Source organism: Gilvirhabdus luticola, from assembly GCF_040117515.1.
Classification (GTDB): domain Bacteria; phylum Bacteroidota; class Bacteroidia; order Flavobacteriales; family Flavobacteriaceae; genus Gilvirhabdus; species Gilvirhabdus luticola.
The window spans coordinates 274,961-292,874 of sequence record NZ_JBEEEN010000001.1; the positions used below are offsets into that span (position 1 = coordinate 274,961).

The following is a 17,914-nucleotide window of genomic DNA, read 5'->3' on the forward strand; positions in this document are numbered from 1 at the left end:
TGTAAAATTACAATTGTTTTGCACCAAAACCAATTCTGTCACAAATATAATGTCCGTTTTGACAATATGCAACTAATTCATTTTGAATAAACTCTAAAGCTTTTTTGGCTTCAGATTCTGGATATAATACATGTACATTTGCTCCAGCATCTAATGTGAAACATATATTTAGTCCAGTTTCGTTTCTAAAATTCCAGATCTTATTAATGATTTCAAGTGTGTTGGGCTTCATTAAAATAAAATAAGGCAAACTTGTCATCATCATGGCATGAAGTGTTAAGGCTTCACTTTCCACTATTTCTGTGAACGCCTTTAAATTGCCTACTTTAAATACGTGGGTAAGCTTTGAGAGGTTTTGATTAGCTTGCTTAAAACGTTCTTCTGCAAAAGGATGATTGTGCATTAAATTATGACCAACTGTACTGCTAACTTGTTTTTCTCCTTTATCTACCAATAGAATTGTATCATGGTAGTTTTTGAAATTATTATGAACTTCAAAAGGATATTTTATGCCAAACAAATCCGAGCTTCCATCAATGTCTTTGTGATTTCCCCAAACCACCAAATCGCCTTCAATACTTCTGCAAGCGCTACCTGAACCTAAACGTGCTAAAAAAGATGCTTTTTGGTTGAAATAACTTTCAATTTGAGTTGTCTCGACTGCGCTCGACATGACATCCATCACAAGTTGCTTTTCTAAACTTATTAAGCATAAGGCCAAAGCACTCATTCCTGAAGCAGAGGAAGCAATTCCTGAACTATGCGGAAAAGTGTTAGAGGTTTCAATCTTAAAATGATAGTCTTTTAAAAATGGTAAATAGGCTTCTATACGCTTGAAAAACGTTTCTATTTTAGGTTCAAAATCATTTTTTGGTTTTCCGTCTAATAAAACCTCAAAAGAAAAATATTTATGAGAATCTTTTTTCGAAAAGCTTAAAGTGGTGGTTGTTCTGCACGCATCAAGTGTAAAACTGATAGACGGATTTTCAGGAATTTGATGTTCCCTCTTTCCCCAATATTTTACCAACGCAATATTACTTGGTGATGACCAAGTATAGCAGCCCCTTTCAACTTTTTTAGAATATGTTTTTGGTATAAAATCTTGTTCTGTCATGAATTACTTTCTGCCGACAAAGATAACAACTTTACCATTGTATTGTAGTTTCTAGCTGTTGCAAATGTTTGCAATTTTCGTTCAAAAAAATTGACATTAAACTTGGCTTGTCCATAACCTCTCTCACAGAAGTAATAAATACAATCTTTAATAATATGATATTCTTCACTGTCATATTTTTTTTCTGATACAACTTTAACTAAATCCTTGTCTGGAACATCATGTAACATCATAAAATAGCTTGCTTTTTTTTTCTCTTCAGAAAATGGAGAATTATCAAAAATGTTTTGTAAGTCTTTTCTAATCTTTACTAAAACAGATACTTCAAACCCAAAATAGTCTAAAATGGCTTTTTTAATTGTGCTTTCAATTTTTTCAATATTATTTTCTGTTGATTGTAAAATAACATTCCCACTTTGAATATAAGATTTTACATTTTGAAATCCGCTATTTGTTAACAATTCTCTCAATTCTACCATTGGAACTTTTTTATGCCCTCCAACATTAATCCCTTTTAATAATGCAATGTATGTAGTCATCTATTCTGAAATATTTTGCGCAATTATATAAGCACCAGTCCAAGCATTTTGAAAATTAAAACCTCCTGTAATAGCATCTATATTTAACACTTCACCTGCAAAGTATAGATTTTTATGCAACTTGCTTTCAAAGGTTTTAAAATTAACTTCTTTTAAGTCGATGCCTCCAGCAGTGACAAATTCTTCTTTAAAAGTGCTTTTCCCATCAACTTTAAATACGGCTTTTGTAAGTTGATTTGCAAAAGCTTCTAATTGACGTTTATTAACATCTGCCCATGTGGTAGTTTCATTAATATTTGAAGCTAAAACCAATTGCCGCCAAAGACGTTTAGGCAATTCAAATTGTGAGAATTTAAAAAGGGTTTTCTTGTTTAATTCTTGTTTTAAGGTCTTTAATCTTTCTAAACAATCATTAAAAGGCAACCCTATAAAATTAATTTCAATTTCAAATTTATAATCATGTTTCGCCAACTCTAAAGCTCCAAAAGCTGATAATTTTAAAATGGCTGGCGCACTAAATCCTTGATGTGTAATAAGCAATGGACCATGACTCTCTAAATTACTTCCAATAACTTTTACCTCAACATTTTGAGCTACAACTCCGGGAATGCTTTTTATACGTTTATCATTGACATTAAATGTGAATAAGGAAGGTACTGGTTGTGAAATGGTGTGATCTAAATTTTCTAAAACCTTCCATATTTTTGTATTGCTTCCTGTAGCTACGATTAACTTATTACATGAAAATTCATCTTGTTTTGTAATAACCGTCCAAACTTTATTTTGTTTTTTAATGGCTATTACAGATTGGTTATATAATACATTAACCTTATTTTTATTTGCTTCATTTAAAAAACAATCAACAATGGTTTGTGATGAGTTTGAAACTGGAAACATTCTCCCATCGTCTTCAATTTTTAATTCTACACCTCTTTTTTCAAACCATTCTATGGTGTCTCCAGTCATAAATGTATGAAATGGCCCAAGTAATTCTTTTTCTCCTCTCGGATAATTTAAAACCAAATCTTGAGGAATAAATTCAGCATGTGTTACATTACAACGTCCACCACCAGAAACTTTGACTTTTTGCAGTCCTTCTTTTCCACGTTCTAAAATGGTGATTTTTAAATTTGGATTTTGTTCAGCAATGTTAATGGCTGCAAAAAAGCCTGCAGCTCCACCTCCAATAATTAATACATCCAAATATGTCATACAATTTATAATCTAGTTGAATTTATATAGATTAAAACTCAAATCCAAAAGCAAAAGTAAGCCTCAAACCATCATCACTATTAAAAGTTGCTAGATTACATGATAATACATCTAAAGCATTAAAAAAAACACCACCACCAATAGAGGTATTCATTCCATTTGTATTATAATCCAATTCTGTTACTAAACTATTATCAATCCAAACTCGACCATAATCGAAACCTCCATAAATTCCAATAATTAATGGTACAATAGACGTTTTGGTTTCGTGTAAATTTAATCGTATGTCTGTACTTTGATAAAATGAACTTTTGCCAGTAAAGCGTTGATTTCTGTAACCACGAAGTCCATCGTCACCTCCTATACTTGCTGCTTGGTAAAACTCAAAATCATCACCTATATTTAAATGACCTTTAAATTTTGTTGCAAAAACCAACTGTCCTTCTGAATCAATTTTATAATTAAAACTCAATGATGGAATTATGTAACCAAACCCTTTTGATTCTTTTAAGTTTGATCTATATCCAGCAGTAAGACTAAAACCCATTCCTAATGTTGGAAATGCTTTGTAATCTCTATTTTCAAATTCATAAGATGTTTCCACTCCAAAAAAATGATTATGACTTTCTTCGTTATTTTCAACATAAAATGTGTTAATATATCTGTCTTCTATTTCTTCTACTTCAATAGATTCATATCTTAATCCAAATTTAAACTGTGCATCCAATTGCCCTCTCCAAACTAGTGAAGGTGATAAACTAAAGGTGCTTAATTTTACTCTGTTATAATCTTTATCTACATCAATACCATCATTATCGTCAGCTTCATTATTTGGTGTACTGTTTCCATATCCAAAAAAGTTAATACTGTAGTTTGGACTTGTAAAAACAGACTCAATTTTAAAATTCCAGTTTTGGAATATGTTAGCAAACTCTCCACCATATTTTAACTCAAATCCATTGGTGGAAAAATAATATGCTCCGGAAAATGTATGCTGTGTTGTAAACGGGTTTTGTTCGAATTTGTAAGTCGTGTATTTATCTAAAAACCCTATTTTAAAACCATCATCAGGATTTATTCCAATCGTAGGAATGAGCTCGTTAGAATCATTTTTTAGTTTCTTATAATCGTAAACATTAATTCCATAATCATCTGTGAGGCTTTTCTTTCCATTATCATTCAAAAATTTATTCTCTTTAGATTTATAATCATAAAGCACTATTGATTTTCCGTTTTCTATATCATAAGTGTCTTTATTTTGTCCTCCTATTATACGAACTTTAATCAGTTTATCACCATTGCCAGAAACTTTAAAAACATCATCATCATCTAAACCATAAATCCATATTTCTTTGGTATCTCTTGTATTATAAGTTCTACTATGAAAGATATCTCCTTTTTTTCCTTTTTTAATTCTAAAAGCTTCAACTTTTGTATTACCATTTGCTAATCTTGTAACCTCAAATACATCGTCTTTATCTGTTCCGATAATGACTACATACTTATTTAAATAAGCATAATATGCATCGGATATTTCTTGTAAGTTATTCAACCTTCCCTTTAATTTTCTTTTTATTTCTTTAACCGATTGTTGATTAACTTCTTTTGGGAGATTAGTAAATGCCTTATTAATAACATCATCATTTAATACATCAACTATTTGCTGTATTTGTACATCCCAAACAGATTTATCAGATTTTGTAATCAATGCTTTATCTAAAGGATAAGGTTCTAAATTAAACCACTTGGGGCTTTTTAATTCTTCATCATAGGCTTCTAATAAACGTAAACCAGGTATTAGTTTTGTGAGTATGTTTGGTAAAAAGCCATCACTCATAATTGAAAATGCCTGATCTCTATCTCGTGGAACAGGTCTGTAAATTGTTTTTCCATTTTCTTTAAATATTGCCCAACGCCATTGGTCTTGGTGTCTATCCCAGTCGCCAATAACCATATCAAACAATCGAGCCCGTATATACATCTCTTCATCAATACTATGATTTTCATTTTTATGAAGATCGTAAAGCATATCGTCTGTACTAATAATTTTGTTTGAAAAACCAAAACTTGAATTATCTCCATGACCATCTCCTGGGCGTTCTTCAATCATATACAATTCATCTCCAAATTCATTATTAAAATTACCAAGCGCTTTTTGCTTTGGCACATAATACAACACAGGATTTGTATGATAAATATCAACAGCTTTTGAAAGTGTGGGAACAACGAAAGATGAATATGGATGTGAACCTGCGAAAAAATCGAGCAATAAATCTTCCGTTGCAGTATCTTCAAAATCAGTTTTTACATACTGATCTTTAAATCCAACGGCCTGAATGTATTGTACAGCACTTTTTCTCATGGCTCTTAACACATATTCTTTGCCATTTTTATCTTCTAATCTTAAAGATAAGGATTGGTGTCCTCCTCCTTTTCTAATAGGTTTTAATCCTCCAAATAGTGTATCCAAATTAACTGTTGGTGCTGTAACATTTACACTATAATCTTGTCTGTAACGCTTTCCCCAAACTTTGGTGTAAAAATCACTTTTTGTAGTTTCTTCTTTAGTATAAATTGAAGCTATTTCTTCATTTGGAAATATAGCATCAAATTTAGACGTATCATATTTTTTATCTTCAGCTAAAACTGAAGATTCGAAAACAACTTTATTTTCTGTTGCCGAATAAAAACGAACATGCGACGAACCATTTTCAAAAACATCCAGTCTAGCATAACCAGACTCTCCTGAACTGAATTTACCGCCATTTATATTTCGAGTAGGATTTATTTTAGAACCTGAACCACTAATAATTTGAGGTATATTGTCCTTAATTATGTATTGTAAATTATGTTCATGTCCAGAGACAAAAATGACTTTATCATTTTCTTGAGATAAGGTAACGATGCGTTTTCTAAATTCTGTGTATCTTTTGTTTTGTAAATCTTCTGGCGAAATACCACTTGTTTTCCTGATCACATTTTTTAAAGTTCCTAAACCTGGAAGTGGTGTCATGTGAGATTTAAAATCGTATTGACCACCATGAGGTCCATTTGTAAACATTGGATGATGAATAGCTACAATGGTTGTTTTTCCTCTTGCTTTTTTTATTTCACTTTCAAATTTATCAAAAAAAGCTCCTCTAGTTTGAATTTCGCAATCATCATTCATGGTTGGATGTTTGTCCCAATTAGTTAAGTACCATGACGAGTCAACAATAAGCAGCACAATATCGCTACCTATTTTAATTCTCTTTAATGGACAACCATCTTCGGGTAAAAATGTGTTTTTCCCAATTAAATCTTCAATAAATTTTTCTTGACGTTTTAATCCTTTTAACCCATCTGAATACCAATCATGATTTCCAGGAATAAAAATAGTTCTTCCTTTAAAGTCTTTTGCTAACTGCGTTTGTGCTTTTAGTTGATGTTCAGCAAATGCACGTTGCTTCTCATCCTTTTTTGGCATACCATGAGGATAAATATTGTCTCCGAGAAAAAGTAGCGTACTGTGTTTAGATGCTGTTTTTAAATCTGCCTCTAGCATTTTTAATGTACCAGTCTGTTCTCCTAAAGGTGAATTGCCTCCATCTCCAATCAAATAAAATGAATGTTTAATCGTTTTGTCATAAGGGAAATTTTCTTGCACATAATTTGCATCGTATTGTGGCTTATAAGTAGCACAAGCAGTTATAAGCAATAACACAAAAAGTAGTAATGTGTTTTTATAAAACCTCATAAATAAATAATTAACTATTTTAGTAAAAATAATCAATGAATGACTAATTTACTTAAAGAAGTAGAGATATTTGTTTCAAACCTTCTAGCAAATAAACTTTCTCATGTTTATGTATACCACAATTTAGGTCATACAAGACGAGTTGTTAAAAGTATTCAAGAAATTATTGAAGGTGAAGGCATATCTGGAATTGACGCCGAAAATTTGATTTTAGCAGCCTGGTTTCATGACACAGGATTTATAGAAGGATGTGATAATCATGAAGCTAAAAGTGCCGAAATTGCTAAATCTTTTTTATTAGAAAATGGAATAGATGAACAAAGGGTAGAAGTTATCTCTAAATTGATTTTGGCGACAAAAATGGATTACGAGCCTAAAACTTTGTTTGAAAAAGTTATTTGCGATTCCGATTATGGGCATTTTAAGGACAATGAGTTTATTCAAATAAGTGAACTATTAAGAAATGAGTGGAGATTAACCCGCAATAAATTGTTTACTGATGTAGAGTGGACAGAAGAGAACATATTGTTTTTAACCAAAAAGCACAATTTTCATACAAATTTTGCACTAAATAATTGGCAAACAGGAAAAGACATTAATCTTGCTTCTTTATTCAAAAATTTAAATAAACACAAACAAACTGAAGTTAAAGATAAAGTAAAAAATGAAGAACTTGCGCTCAAAAAAAAGAGAGCAAAAATCCCTGAACGTGGCATAGAAACTATGTTTAGGGTAACTTTAAGAAATCATATTGATTTGAGTGACATTGCTGATACAAAGGCGAATATTTTACTTTCGGTAAATGCCATTATTATCTCATTGTTGTTATCTAATCTAATTCCAAAGCTCGATAACCCTTCAAATGGTTATTTAATTTATCCGACAATTATTTTTATTACTTTTACCATAGCAGCCATGGTATTATCTGTCTTGGCAACAAGACCAAATGTAACAAGTGGAAAATTTACAAAGGAAGACGTTGAAAATAAAAAGGTTAATTTATTGTTCTTTGGTAACTTTCATAAGATGAAATTAGACGATTTTGAATGGGCTATGAACGAGCTTATGAAAGACAAAGATTATTTATACAACTCATTAATTAAAGACCTTTATTTTTTAGGCAAGGTGCTTGATAGGAAATACAAAATATTGCGCATTACATATACCATTTTCATTATAGGTATTTTAGTTAGTGTTACAGCTTTTGCAATTGCTTTTCAGTATATAGAGAATTAAGCCTTTATTTCTTTCATTAAATCGTCGTATGTATAGAATTCTTTATCATCTTGATTTTTATTATATAGAATACTTACTCTTATGGCCTTAAGCCCCGTTACTGCTTGGAGATCTTGTAATTCAACTATCTCAACATCATTGCCCAAATAGTGTTTAGATTGCAAAAACTTAATGTATTTTAAATATTCTGATTCATCACTCTTTTGTGAATACACAATAGTAATTTTTCCTTTTTTGGTAATTCTCTCTTTTGTTCCTTTTATGAAAGCCTTATCAACCCTCTTTTTTACAATCTCATATCTTGCATTATAGGTACCATCAACATCAAATTGTTTTTCATCCATTCTAAAACTAATTGCTAATGGCGACCCAAAAACAAGTATCATTGATGTTGCATCAAATTTTATTGGAAGATCATTCTGAAGCCGGTAATACTCATTCTCCATCTCACACATCACTTGCAACTGCCATAGCCTTAAATTGTAGAGATAAATTTTATTAAAGGTATCTTCTCTTGTTATAGATTGGCCAATATACATGTTATGTTCAACGCCATCTGTTTTAAATCTCTCAAAAAAGTGAGGATACATTTCTTGTGCTTCAACTTGTTTATTATCTAAAAGCATGCTCATCTTTTCATTGATTAAAGAAATGGTATCATCATATTGTTTTCTGAACTTATATATGACATTTAATTTATTATCTATTCTATTAAAGTATTCATCAATTCTTGATGATAAAACTTTCTCTTTTAACAAATGATAAAATAATTGAGTGATTTCATTTCTGAAAAAAGAGGTTATTCTTTGTTCTGAATCCACTTGAAAATGACTTTCTAAATCTTCTAAAAAACCATCGATCTGAAATATTAATTCTTCATAAATAGGTAAATTGTTAGCTTTTAATACGACTTCTATTATTTCTTTAGCTTCATTAAGTTGTAATTTTAGGTCTTTAACCGTTGCTCTATTTCTTGCTTCGGAAGAACCTTTAATATCTATTTGGCCATAGAGTGGATAAACATCTTCAAAGGTTACCTTCTTAAACGATACATCATTTCCTTTGGCCAGTTCTTTAATAAAATTGCTAGCTTCGTCCTTAAACCTCCAATGTACACTAGGATGTATAGAAGTGCATTCTTGCTGAATTATGGCTTCAATTAAGTTTTCTCTTTCGGCTTTAGAACGTTCTACAGCACTCAAAATAAATGGCAGCACATCTGTAAGTTTATTGGCATTTATACTGTTTAATACTTTAGGTTTGTAAGACACAAATTCTAAAATTCCGAGTAATTCTTTATTATTGGCAATTGGGGCCAATACAACACTCTTAATACCTTGCTCTTTAAAAGCGTTTATTTGTGGCGCCTTACCTTTTGACAACTCATAGGCTTTATCTATATCTGAAATCGAAAAATACTTGTTTTCATTAATTAATTGATTATATGACCATTTACATAGGGATTCTTTACAAGTCATGTGATCTTCGTTATTCAATAAATAACTGTTTAAACCTACTCCTCCATAAAACCGCCTAAAAGTTTTATTTTCTCTATCAAAGTGGGAAAAGCCTACTTCTAAATCTTTAATATTCAAAAAAGAACGGAAAATATCATGAAATACTGACGTAGGTTTTTCACTGTAAAGTTGACCTTCTGAAATTAAGCTAGATTTGATGTTAGATATAGACTGATCGTCAGTAACATCAAACATATTAGAAATAACAAATCCCTTAAAAATATAACCTTCAGCCGGAAACTTTTTTTTCCACAGATTTAAATCATCATAATTATCCAGTAACTCATCAACATCTTCTTGAGTGATTTTTTTTGCGCGTTCTGTACGAATGATTTCAACAAAATCAGCATTGTATAAAATTTTGTAGTAACGAATTATACCATCTGCATCAGGTATTTCGTAAAAAAACGGTCGTCTTAAATTCAAATTGTAACCATAACAAAATTTTAAAATGATTGTACATGCAATAATATAAGTATCGCCTTTTGGCATGTTCTGTATCTTAAGCTCAAAGTCGTTCCCTGCAGTACCTATTATTTTTTTAAATCTTTCTGAAAGGTTGAATATCGTATTTTGAAATGGTACAGACGCAGCTTTTATTTCGTTGTGGGTCAAAACTTCACTAAATGAATCTTGCAAAATGAATTTTATTTCTTTTGCATACTTATCTAATAAAGAAAAATCTGTGAAACCTTCTCTTAATTCAGGAATATGCTCTTGGATTTTCAATATACGTCTAGCCTTTTCTGAAATAAACTTGTCTTCGCTATTTGCCAATTTCTCATACTGCTCTAACAACTTATTAAAGCTTATTTTTATGAGCATTGGAGACTCCAAGTAATCTTCGTTATTCATTTGCCTTTAATCTTTAAAATACTATAAAGTTAATAATATTTTTAATTAGACGTAAAAATAGGTCAATTGTAACAAATTAAATTGTTCATAATATTTTTATGGTTTTATTATGAATATCACAATTTTGACTATATTTAATTTCATATTTACTAACTAAAACTAATTATTATGTTTTCAAAAACAAATTTAATTTCGACATTAGTAGGAGCCATTTGGACGTATTTTGGAGGGTTCTTTTTATGGGAAGTTGTTGGGCCTTACTTTTTTTCATCAAATGAAGAAAGTAATCCTGAACATCTGCATTTAATTATTGCCTGTTTAATCACAGCTTTTGCATTTTCTACAATCTATTCAAAATGGGCCAGAGGACACCATAGTGTTTCTGAAGGAGCTCAATTTGGTTTATGGGTTGGAATACTAATCGGGTTTGGCGAGCGCTGGTTTGATCTTGCATTCTCTCACATGGCTTTAGGCGACACCATTGTTAATGGTATTTTAAATCTAGTTGTTTTCACTGTTTTAGGAATAATAACCAGTCTGATTTATGGTAAATTCTCATCAGCATCCACTGAATAAATGAATGGTAAATAAATAAAAAAGCTTCAACTTGATTGAAGCTTTTTTTTTATATCTTTTCTAATAGCACAATATTAAATTCGGATTCAATATTAACTTGTCCATCATTAACTTTTACATTTTGCATAGAATATGCATCGTGAACAAGGTCTCCATTTTTAAAAACAGCAGATACATTTAATGATTTAGTTCCTTTTGGTAAATCTAACCCAATCACAACAAAATCTTCGAAACCCTCTTTAGTGAAACTTCTATAAAAGGTGAATGGTTTTTCAGTTATCATTTTGTGTTTTCCTGCACCAATGGCTGGATGATTTTTTCTAAACTGACCAAGCTTTTGCCAATGTGATAATATTGACTGTGTGTATTTATCATGCTTAACATCATCCCAATTCATGAAAGAACGTAATGTAGCATCGCCTATTGTTTCTTCAATAACAAGTGATCTATTTGATTCATCACCATAATACACTTGCGATGTTCCTGGCGATAACAATAATTTTGTCGCAGTCTCAAACGGTTTTTCTCTTTTTGGATCGAATGGACTACCATCATCATGCGAGCTTAAATAATTTAATACACCATAACTTTTTAATTGAACTTGAAGTATGGAGTCATATTTCACAAACATATCTTCTATATTCATTTGAGCAGCGTTCCATTTAAATTCAAAATTTATCTGACTTGCAAACATATCATCAAAGTAGTTTACTTTTTTATCACCAAAGTCAAAATATTTTCCACCGCTAATTCCATAATTATATACTTCACCAACTAAATAAAACTTATTATCATCTAATACTTTATCTGGGTTTTCTTTTTTGAATTGGTTAAATGCATAATCGCACTCTGTTTTGAACTCTTGCCATACATGTTCTTCAGTATGCTTTACAGTATCACATCTGTAACCATCAAAACCAAATTCAGTAATATAGTCTGTAAGCCATTTCATGATATAAAAACGAGGTGCTCTTGGATGACCAGTTCTTTTAAAAAATTCTTCTAGTTCTGCAACCTCTTCTTCATAACGACCTTCTGCTTTCCATTTTTCAACCAATTGATCTGGTAGTTCAACATTATCGTTGCTTTCAGTTTTTATATCTGGAAGATTCTTTACCAATGTACATGTGATTGTATTTTCATAATTATTGTATTGACATTGAGGTTCTGTTCTTACCCAATCACTCGGCCAAACAGGATCTATTTCAGTAACAGGGCCTGTATGATTAATCACAGCATCTAGTATAATGCGAATTCCGTTTTTATGAGCAACATCAACCAGTGCTTTCAAATCTTCTTTTGTTCCATAATTTGGATCAATCCTTGTCCAATCTTTAGTCCAATATCCATGATATCCATATGTATTGCCAGTACCTTCATCTGTAGCGCCATAAATTTGCTCTACAATTGGAGTCATCCAAATGGCATTAATACCAAGGTCTGTAAAATAGCCTTCTTCTATTTTTTGAGTCACACCTTTAATATCACCACCTTCAAAACCACGAAGTTTTCCAGTCTTAACCGATCTATCAATAATTGTATCATTAGCAATATCTCCATTATTAAATCTATCTGTTAAAAGAAAATAAATATTGGCTCCTTCCCAAATAAATGGCTCTTCAGTATTTTGAGAAACTACTTTTTGCGTTTCAATTTTTTTCTTGTTTTCACAATTAACAAAAACTACGAAACATAAAATCAATAATACTCTTCTTGTATTCATTTCACTATTTTATTTTAAGAATAAATGACTCTAAAGGTTTAATTTCTATAGAAATTTTAGCTTCACCATTTTCGACATTCAAATTTTGGGTGAATACATTGTACAATTGGTCTTCTACTATATATTCACCATCATTTAAACGCCATTTTTTAACAATGTATTTAGGTAAGCCTAACTCAAAACTATAAGTGTCTTTAGCATTGAAATTAGAAATAATTATAAGTTTTTCATCATCACTCCAACGTACAAAAGACAATACTTTATCGTTGTATCCTTTTGTATTTTGGCGATTAAAATGATGAATATCTTGATAGTTTTCAGCCAATGCAGAACTGTTAATCGTAAAATTTAATAAACGTTTATAAAAATCTCGCAACTCTTTTTCCTGATCTGTAGATTGTCCTCCATCAAAATTCTTGTTATTACTCCACTTTACAATACATGGCACGCTACCATAATCAAAAATTGATGTACGTGTTGGATCACCAAACCCTAAATCTTCTTCGCCTGGTTCGCCTAACTCTTGTGCAAAATATACTAACGTTGGCGATGTACTTATTGTTGAAGAAACCACCATTGCTGGTTTTCCTTTTTGAGCACTTCCTGCAAAATCAGAACTCGCAATACGTTGTTCATCATGGTTTTCTAGAAAATGAAGCATGTGATGTTCAATATCAGCCAATTCTTCTTGAATTGGTGGAATATTATCTGTTTTACCATGACCTTGCATCACATGTTTCAAAGTATCATAAAGTTGAACTTTGTCGTATAAATAATCCATTTTTCCTTTTTTAATATAATCTCTGTAAAGTGAAGGATTATAAACTTCTGCCAATAAAAAAGCATTAGGATTCTTCATTTTAATTGCTGAATTCATGTAACTCCAAAACTCAACTGGCACCATTTCTGCCATATCATATCTGAAACCATCAACTCCAAAATCCAACCAATATAATGCAATATCTCTAAACTTTGCCCAAGAATTTGGAACGATTTTGTCATTCCAAAATTCGAAGTGAGCTTTATAATCTTTACTTTCAAAGCCTTTCGGTAATTCAACAAAATCTTTTGTGCCATCTGGTTTTATACCATAATTTACTTTTACGGTTTCGTACCAATCATGGAAACTAGGCTGCGATAAACGCGAGCCATTTCCTGTCCACTTTGCTGGAATTTCTTTAAATTTCTTATCAGACATTGGGTGCTTTTCACCACCTAGCGGCAAATATCCATTCAGAAACTTTGGTACTTTAAATGCTTCTCCCGGGTTGTAATAAAAATTATTGTTTACATGATATGTTTTCGACGTATCGTCTGAAGCACCAAAATCTTCAACGCCTTCAGGATTTGTTAAGCTTTTATAATTACGAGCCACATGATTAGGAACAATATCAATTATGACCTTCATTTCGGCTTTGTGCGTACGAACAATTAACGCTTTAAACTCTTCCAATCTATTCTCAACATTCAATGCCAAATCTGGATTTACATTATAATAATCTTTAACGGCATAAGGTGAGCCAGCTCGACCTTTAACAATATCTGGATCGTCATTTGAAATACCAAATTGTGTATAATCTGTAATGACATCATGATGTGGTACACCAGTATACCAGATATATGTTACTCCTAAATCTTTAATTTCTTTGAGTGCTTTATTTGTAAAGTCGTTAAACTTTCCTACACCGTTTTCCTCTATGGTTCCCCAAGGTTTATTAGTTGTATTTGAGTTTCCAAAAAGCCTAGTAAATACTTGGTAAATAACTTCCTTTTTGGCTTGTTTTTTTGATGATATAGGTGCTCTGACTGGTTCTTTATATCTATTACAACTAAATAACATTACAACTACTGTAATTAAAAGATATGTAAGCTGTTTTTTCATTTGATAACTTGTTATAGGTCAATTTTAAATTCAGACACATTTTTTGTGTTCCAAATAAAAGGAATCGTTAATGTTTTGGTATTTGTATCCCAAATCATCTCAATTTTTTTTCCGTCCTGTTTAACGCGTCTAGGTTTTTCTTTTATATTATATATAACAACTTCTATTTGCTTTTGTGATGTGTGATAATCTGAACCCGTTTCTGCTTCAAATTCAATTTCTAAAATGTCTTTTTCTAGTTCGAATTCAAATTCTAAAAGCTCATATTGTCCCTTTTCAAAAGCTTGGTTTGTCAATCCGTCGTCATTATATAGTTCATATACACTTTCTTTAATAGATTCGTCAAAATAGTAATGAATAACCAATTCATTACCAGCATACTCTTTTGTAGATTGCATTGGTTTTGCCATAGGAATAATGGCTCCTGCACGAACAAAAGTTGGTATATTTTCTTTGTTTACCAATACAGTTTTTGTTTGTCCTCCAACCACTTTTTCATCAGTATAAAAATCGAACCAGATATTATTTTTTGGGAAATACACTTCTTTTTCTTTTACGCCTGAATTCACTATTGGGGTTATTAAAAAATCATTCCCCCATAAATATGTTGACATATTTGTTTGCAGCGATTTATTATCAAACTCTTCAAAAAATAAAGGTCGCATCAAAGGTGTTCCCTTTTGATTATTCTCAAAAGCAAGTGAATAATTATACGGTAGTAATTTATAGCGTAGCTCTATAGATTTTTTAGCATTTTGTTTTGTACTTTCCTCTCTAAACACAGGTTCACTTGGCACTTCTTCTTGTGCATGTGGCCTGTAAATAGGCTGAAAGACACCATATTGTAACCAACGCTTATAGAGCTCGTTGTCAGGATTTGCGCCAGCAAATCCGCCCAAATCAGAATGCATATAACTTAATCCTTGCATACCCATTTGTAAGGCAATTTCTGTTTGACTTTGCAAACCGCCCCAAGTTCTATTCACATCACCAGACCAAGGTATTAAACCAAATCGTTGAGACCCAGAATAGCCAGCCCTCATTAATATAAAGGGTCTTTGGTTTGGTAATACTTCATGGTAAGCCTCATTAACTAATTTTGCCCAATCATGCCCATAAATATTGTGTACTTCGTCTGCTGTTCCCATAGCGTGAATCAGATTTTTTGGATGCACTTCTGGCTCACCTAAATCACCCCAAAATCCGGTAACACCCAATTCAGATAAATCTTTATAAATATCTTTAAACCAATTATTTCCTTTTTCACTATAGATGTCAATTAAACCCGTATTTCCGAAATAGAAATCGTACTTAAATGGGTTTCCTATTGAATCTTTTGCTAAAACATCTTTATTCACTGCTTCTTCCCACCGCTTTGAAGTAGTTAAAATAAAGGGTTCTGTGATAAGAATAGTTTCAACATTATTATCTTTTAAATCCTTTATCATTTGCTTCGGATTTGGAAATGAATCTCTATAAAATTCAAGATTCCCCATGGTTCCTTGTATTGTTTTTCCAAACCAGTATAAATCAAGTATAATACCATCAACTGGAATTTTTTCTTTCTTAAATTTATTAATTGTTTCTATTGTCTCGCGTTGTGAATGATACCCAAATCTACTACAGAAATTACCCAAAGCCCAACGTGGTGGCATAGGTTGCTTTCCAGTTAAATTTGTATAGTTATCTATTAAATCATGCCAAGAATCACCTACAATAACTTGATAAGTTTTTCGTCCAGAAATAGTTTCGTAAGTAAGTGTATTGTCTTTTTTACTGTCTAAATCTAAAAAGCCAATTGGCGCATTATCAAAATGAATCATATATTGGTTTGAAGACAAAACTATTGGCAATGTGAAATTCAGTAAATCGCTGTATGTTTCATAACCATAATCGGCTTTATTGTAAAGTTCTAAACGGTTGCCACGACGATTCATTCCAAGAGCTCTTGCTCCACCACCATACAAAACTTCATCTTCATTCAAATTGAATTGTATGGTTTCAAATTCATCGTTTTTTTGATAGCCATTTCGTTCAGATGTTAATTCAGTTCCTTTATGCAAATATGATATATGAAAAGGCTCTTTTTGAATCTTAACCGTTATTCCTGAAGTTTTAAATGTAGCCATATTGCCTTCATCAATAAATTCATGAGACTCGAAGGTTGGTTCTAAAATGACAGCGTGTGAATTTTTATTAAATTTTTCTCCGTTTGGAATAAATGATGTTTCTACAATTTTAGAATTATAAAACTGAATTAAATAATTTCCATCAGAAACTTCAACAATCACTTGATTATCTTCAGTTAGATAAGCATTAATAAACTCTCTTTTCTTAATAGCTTCTGGAAACAACCAACGCATAGTTTCTTCAAAACTATTTCTCCAAAGCGCTTCGTTATGTTTTCCTTCAGGTACTAATTTGGATTGGATATTTTCAGGAGGAAATTCTTGACCTTTTAAGATATCAATAATGTTATTCATATCTTTTACTGTCTGATTAATTTCTTCAAAAGTTGTATTACCACCTTCTTTCCCTCCAGCTAAAAAATACATTTTTGTATCTTGAATATTTCCATGCGTTTTAGAAAAATCAATCATTTCTGGAGCAAACCAAAACGCTGGAGAATACACGCCAACTTTACCAAAGACGCTTGGGTATTTTAATCCTGCATAATGCGAAATAAGACCGCCCATTGAGCTACCAATAATGGCTGTATTTGCTTTATCTGTTAATGTATTATACTGCGAATCAATAAATGGTTTTAATGTTTCAACAATGAATTCAAGATACTCATCACCTTCTCCACCGCCATATTTCTCGTTAGACCAAGGTGAGTATTCATCTAATCTCTTATCGCCTCCATTATCAATTCCAACAACAATGACACTGAAACTTTCTTCTTTAAATAAGTTGTTAAGCGTTTCATCAACTTCCCATTCACCTGAAAATAATGAACTGTTGTCAAAAAGATTTTGACCATCGTGCATATAGACAACTGGAAAAGATTGATTAGAAGTTTTGTAGTTTGGTGGTAAATATATCCAAACTCTACGTTTTCGCTTTAATTGTGGGATTTCAAATTCTTCAGATAACACAAAAACATTATTTGCTTTTGTTGATTGTACACCGCCACTACTTTTATCCCAAATTAAAATTTTGACCTTTACAGTATCGTTTGATTTTTTAATAGTGTAACTACGATTATCAATTTGATTTCCCTCAAGATCTAGTTCTACAGTATCCCAAGAACCTTGTGTAAACTTAAAGTTAATCGTGCCTTTTAGATCATGAATTGTAATACTGTATAAGCCATCTTTTTTAACTAACTTATAAGAATCTTGTCCTCCAGACCAGCCTTCAAAATCTCCTGAAATATAAATTGACGCATTTTCTGATGTGTTTTCAGGTAATTCACTAACTATAAAAGTAACTTGAGCAAACGCAGTTTGATAAAGTAGAACAAATAGTATGTAAATCAGTTGTTTCATATTTAGTTAAACCTCTCGATTGCACTTCGACAA

At 31.4% G+C, this 17,914-nt stretch carries 10 protein-coding genes; 2 read left to right on the top strand and 8 right to left on the bottom strand.

Going from position 1 to position 17,914, the window contains the following annotated elements; all coding sequences use genetic code 11:
* Positions 1-7 precede the first annotated feature (7 nt).
* Genes AAFP94_RS01350 through AAFP94_RS01365 form a run of 4 tightly spaced genes read right to left on the bottom strand, consistent with a single transcriptional unit; the run spans position 8 to position 6,601 of the window.
* Positions 8-1,114, bottom strand: coding sequence for a diphosphomevalonate decarboxylase (locus AAFP94_RS01350; protein WP_316660996.1), 1,107 nt, complete (start codon positions 1,112-1,114; stop codon positions 8-10).
* The gene (locus tag AAFP94_RS01355) at positions 1,111-1,653 is read right to left on the bottom strand and encodes a DUF1697 domain-containing protein (protein WP_316660995.1); all 543 of its coding nucleotides are present in this window, start codon (positions 1,651-1,653) and stop codon (positions 1,111-1,113) included. The genes AAFP94_RS01350 and AAFP94_RS01355 overlap by 4 nt, the downstream gene beginning before the upstream one ends.
* On the bottom strand, positions 1,654-2,865 hold the full coding sequence (locus AAFP94_RS01360) for a BaiN/RdsA family NAD(P)/FAD-dependent oxidoreductase (protein ID WP_316660994.1): 1,212 nt from the start codon (positions 2,863-2,865) through the stop codon (positions 1,654-1,656).
* 31 nt (positions 2,866-2,896) lie between these two features.
* Positions 2,897-6,601 carry a metallophosphoesterase gene (locus AAFP94_RS01365; RefSeq protein WP_316660993.1) on the bottom strand — a complete coding sequence of 1,235 codons (3,705 nt, stop codon included), beginning with the start codon at positions 6,599-6,601 and terminating at the stop codon, positions 2,897-2,899.
* 39 nt (positions 6,602-6,640) lie between these two features.
* On the opposite strand from AAFP94_RS01365, the gene AAFP94_RS01370 reads away from it, so the two are divergent.
* Positions 6,641-7,837, top strand: a complete 1,197-nt coding sequence (locus AAFP94_RS01370; RefSeq protein ID WP_316660992.1) for a Pycsar system effector family protein — start codon at positions 6,641-6,643, stop codon at positions 7,835-7,837.
* On the opposite strand, the gene AAFP94_RS01375 is transcribed toward AAFP94_RS01370, so the two are convergent.
* A complete protein-coding gene (locus tag AAFP94_RS01375; RefSeq protein WP_316660991.1) occupies positions 7,834-10,209 on the bottom strand; it encodes a GAF domain-containing protein in 2,376 nt (791 codons plus the stop codon). The two genes, AAFP94_RS01370 and AAFP94_RS01375, sit on opposite strands and share 4 nt — an antisense overlap.
* A 168-nt stretch (positions 10,210-10,377) precedes the next feature.
* Here AAFP94_RS01375 and AAFP94_RS01380 point away from each other — a divergent pair, with 168 nt between their 5' ends.
* Positions 10,378-10,785, top strand: coding sequence for a hypothetical protein (locus tag AAFP94_RS01380; RefSeq protein WP_316660990.1), 408 nt, complete (start codon positions 10,378-10,380; stop codon positions 10,783-10,785).
* A 49-nt stretch (positions 10,786-10,834) separates the two neighbouring features.
* Here the strand turns inward: AAFP94_RS01380 and AAFP94_RS01385 are convergent, their stop codons facing one another.
* From AAFP94_RS01385 to AAFP94_RS01395, 3 genes are read right to left on the bottom strand one after another with little or no spacing between them, the layout of a single operon-like run.
* Positions 10,835-12,508 carry an alpha-amylase family glycosyl hydrolase gene (locus tag AAFP94_RS01385; RefSeq protein ID WP_316660989.1) on the bottom strand — a complete coding sequence of 558 codons (1,674 nt, stop codon included), beginning with the start codon at positions 12,506-12,508 and terminating at the stop codon, positions 10,835-10,837.
* A gap of 4 nt (positions 12,509-12,512) precedes the next feature.
* Positions 12,513-14,390, bottom strand: coding sequence for an alpha-amylase family glycosyl hydrolase (locus AAFP94_RS01390; protein ID WP_316660988.1), 1,878 nt, complete (start codon positions 14,388-14,390; stop codon positions 12,513-12,515).
* An 11-nt stretch (positions 14,391-14,401) separates the two neighbouring features.
* Positions 14,402-17,881: a TIM-barrel domain-containing protein gene (locus tag AAFP94_RS01395; protein WP_316660987.1), complete on the bottom strand. Its 3,480-nt coding sequence runs from the start codon at positions 17,879-17,881 to the stop codon at positions 14,402-14,404.
* Positions 17,882-17,914: the final 33 nt, after the last annotated feature.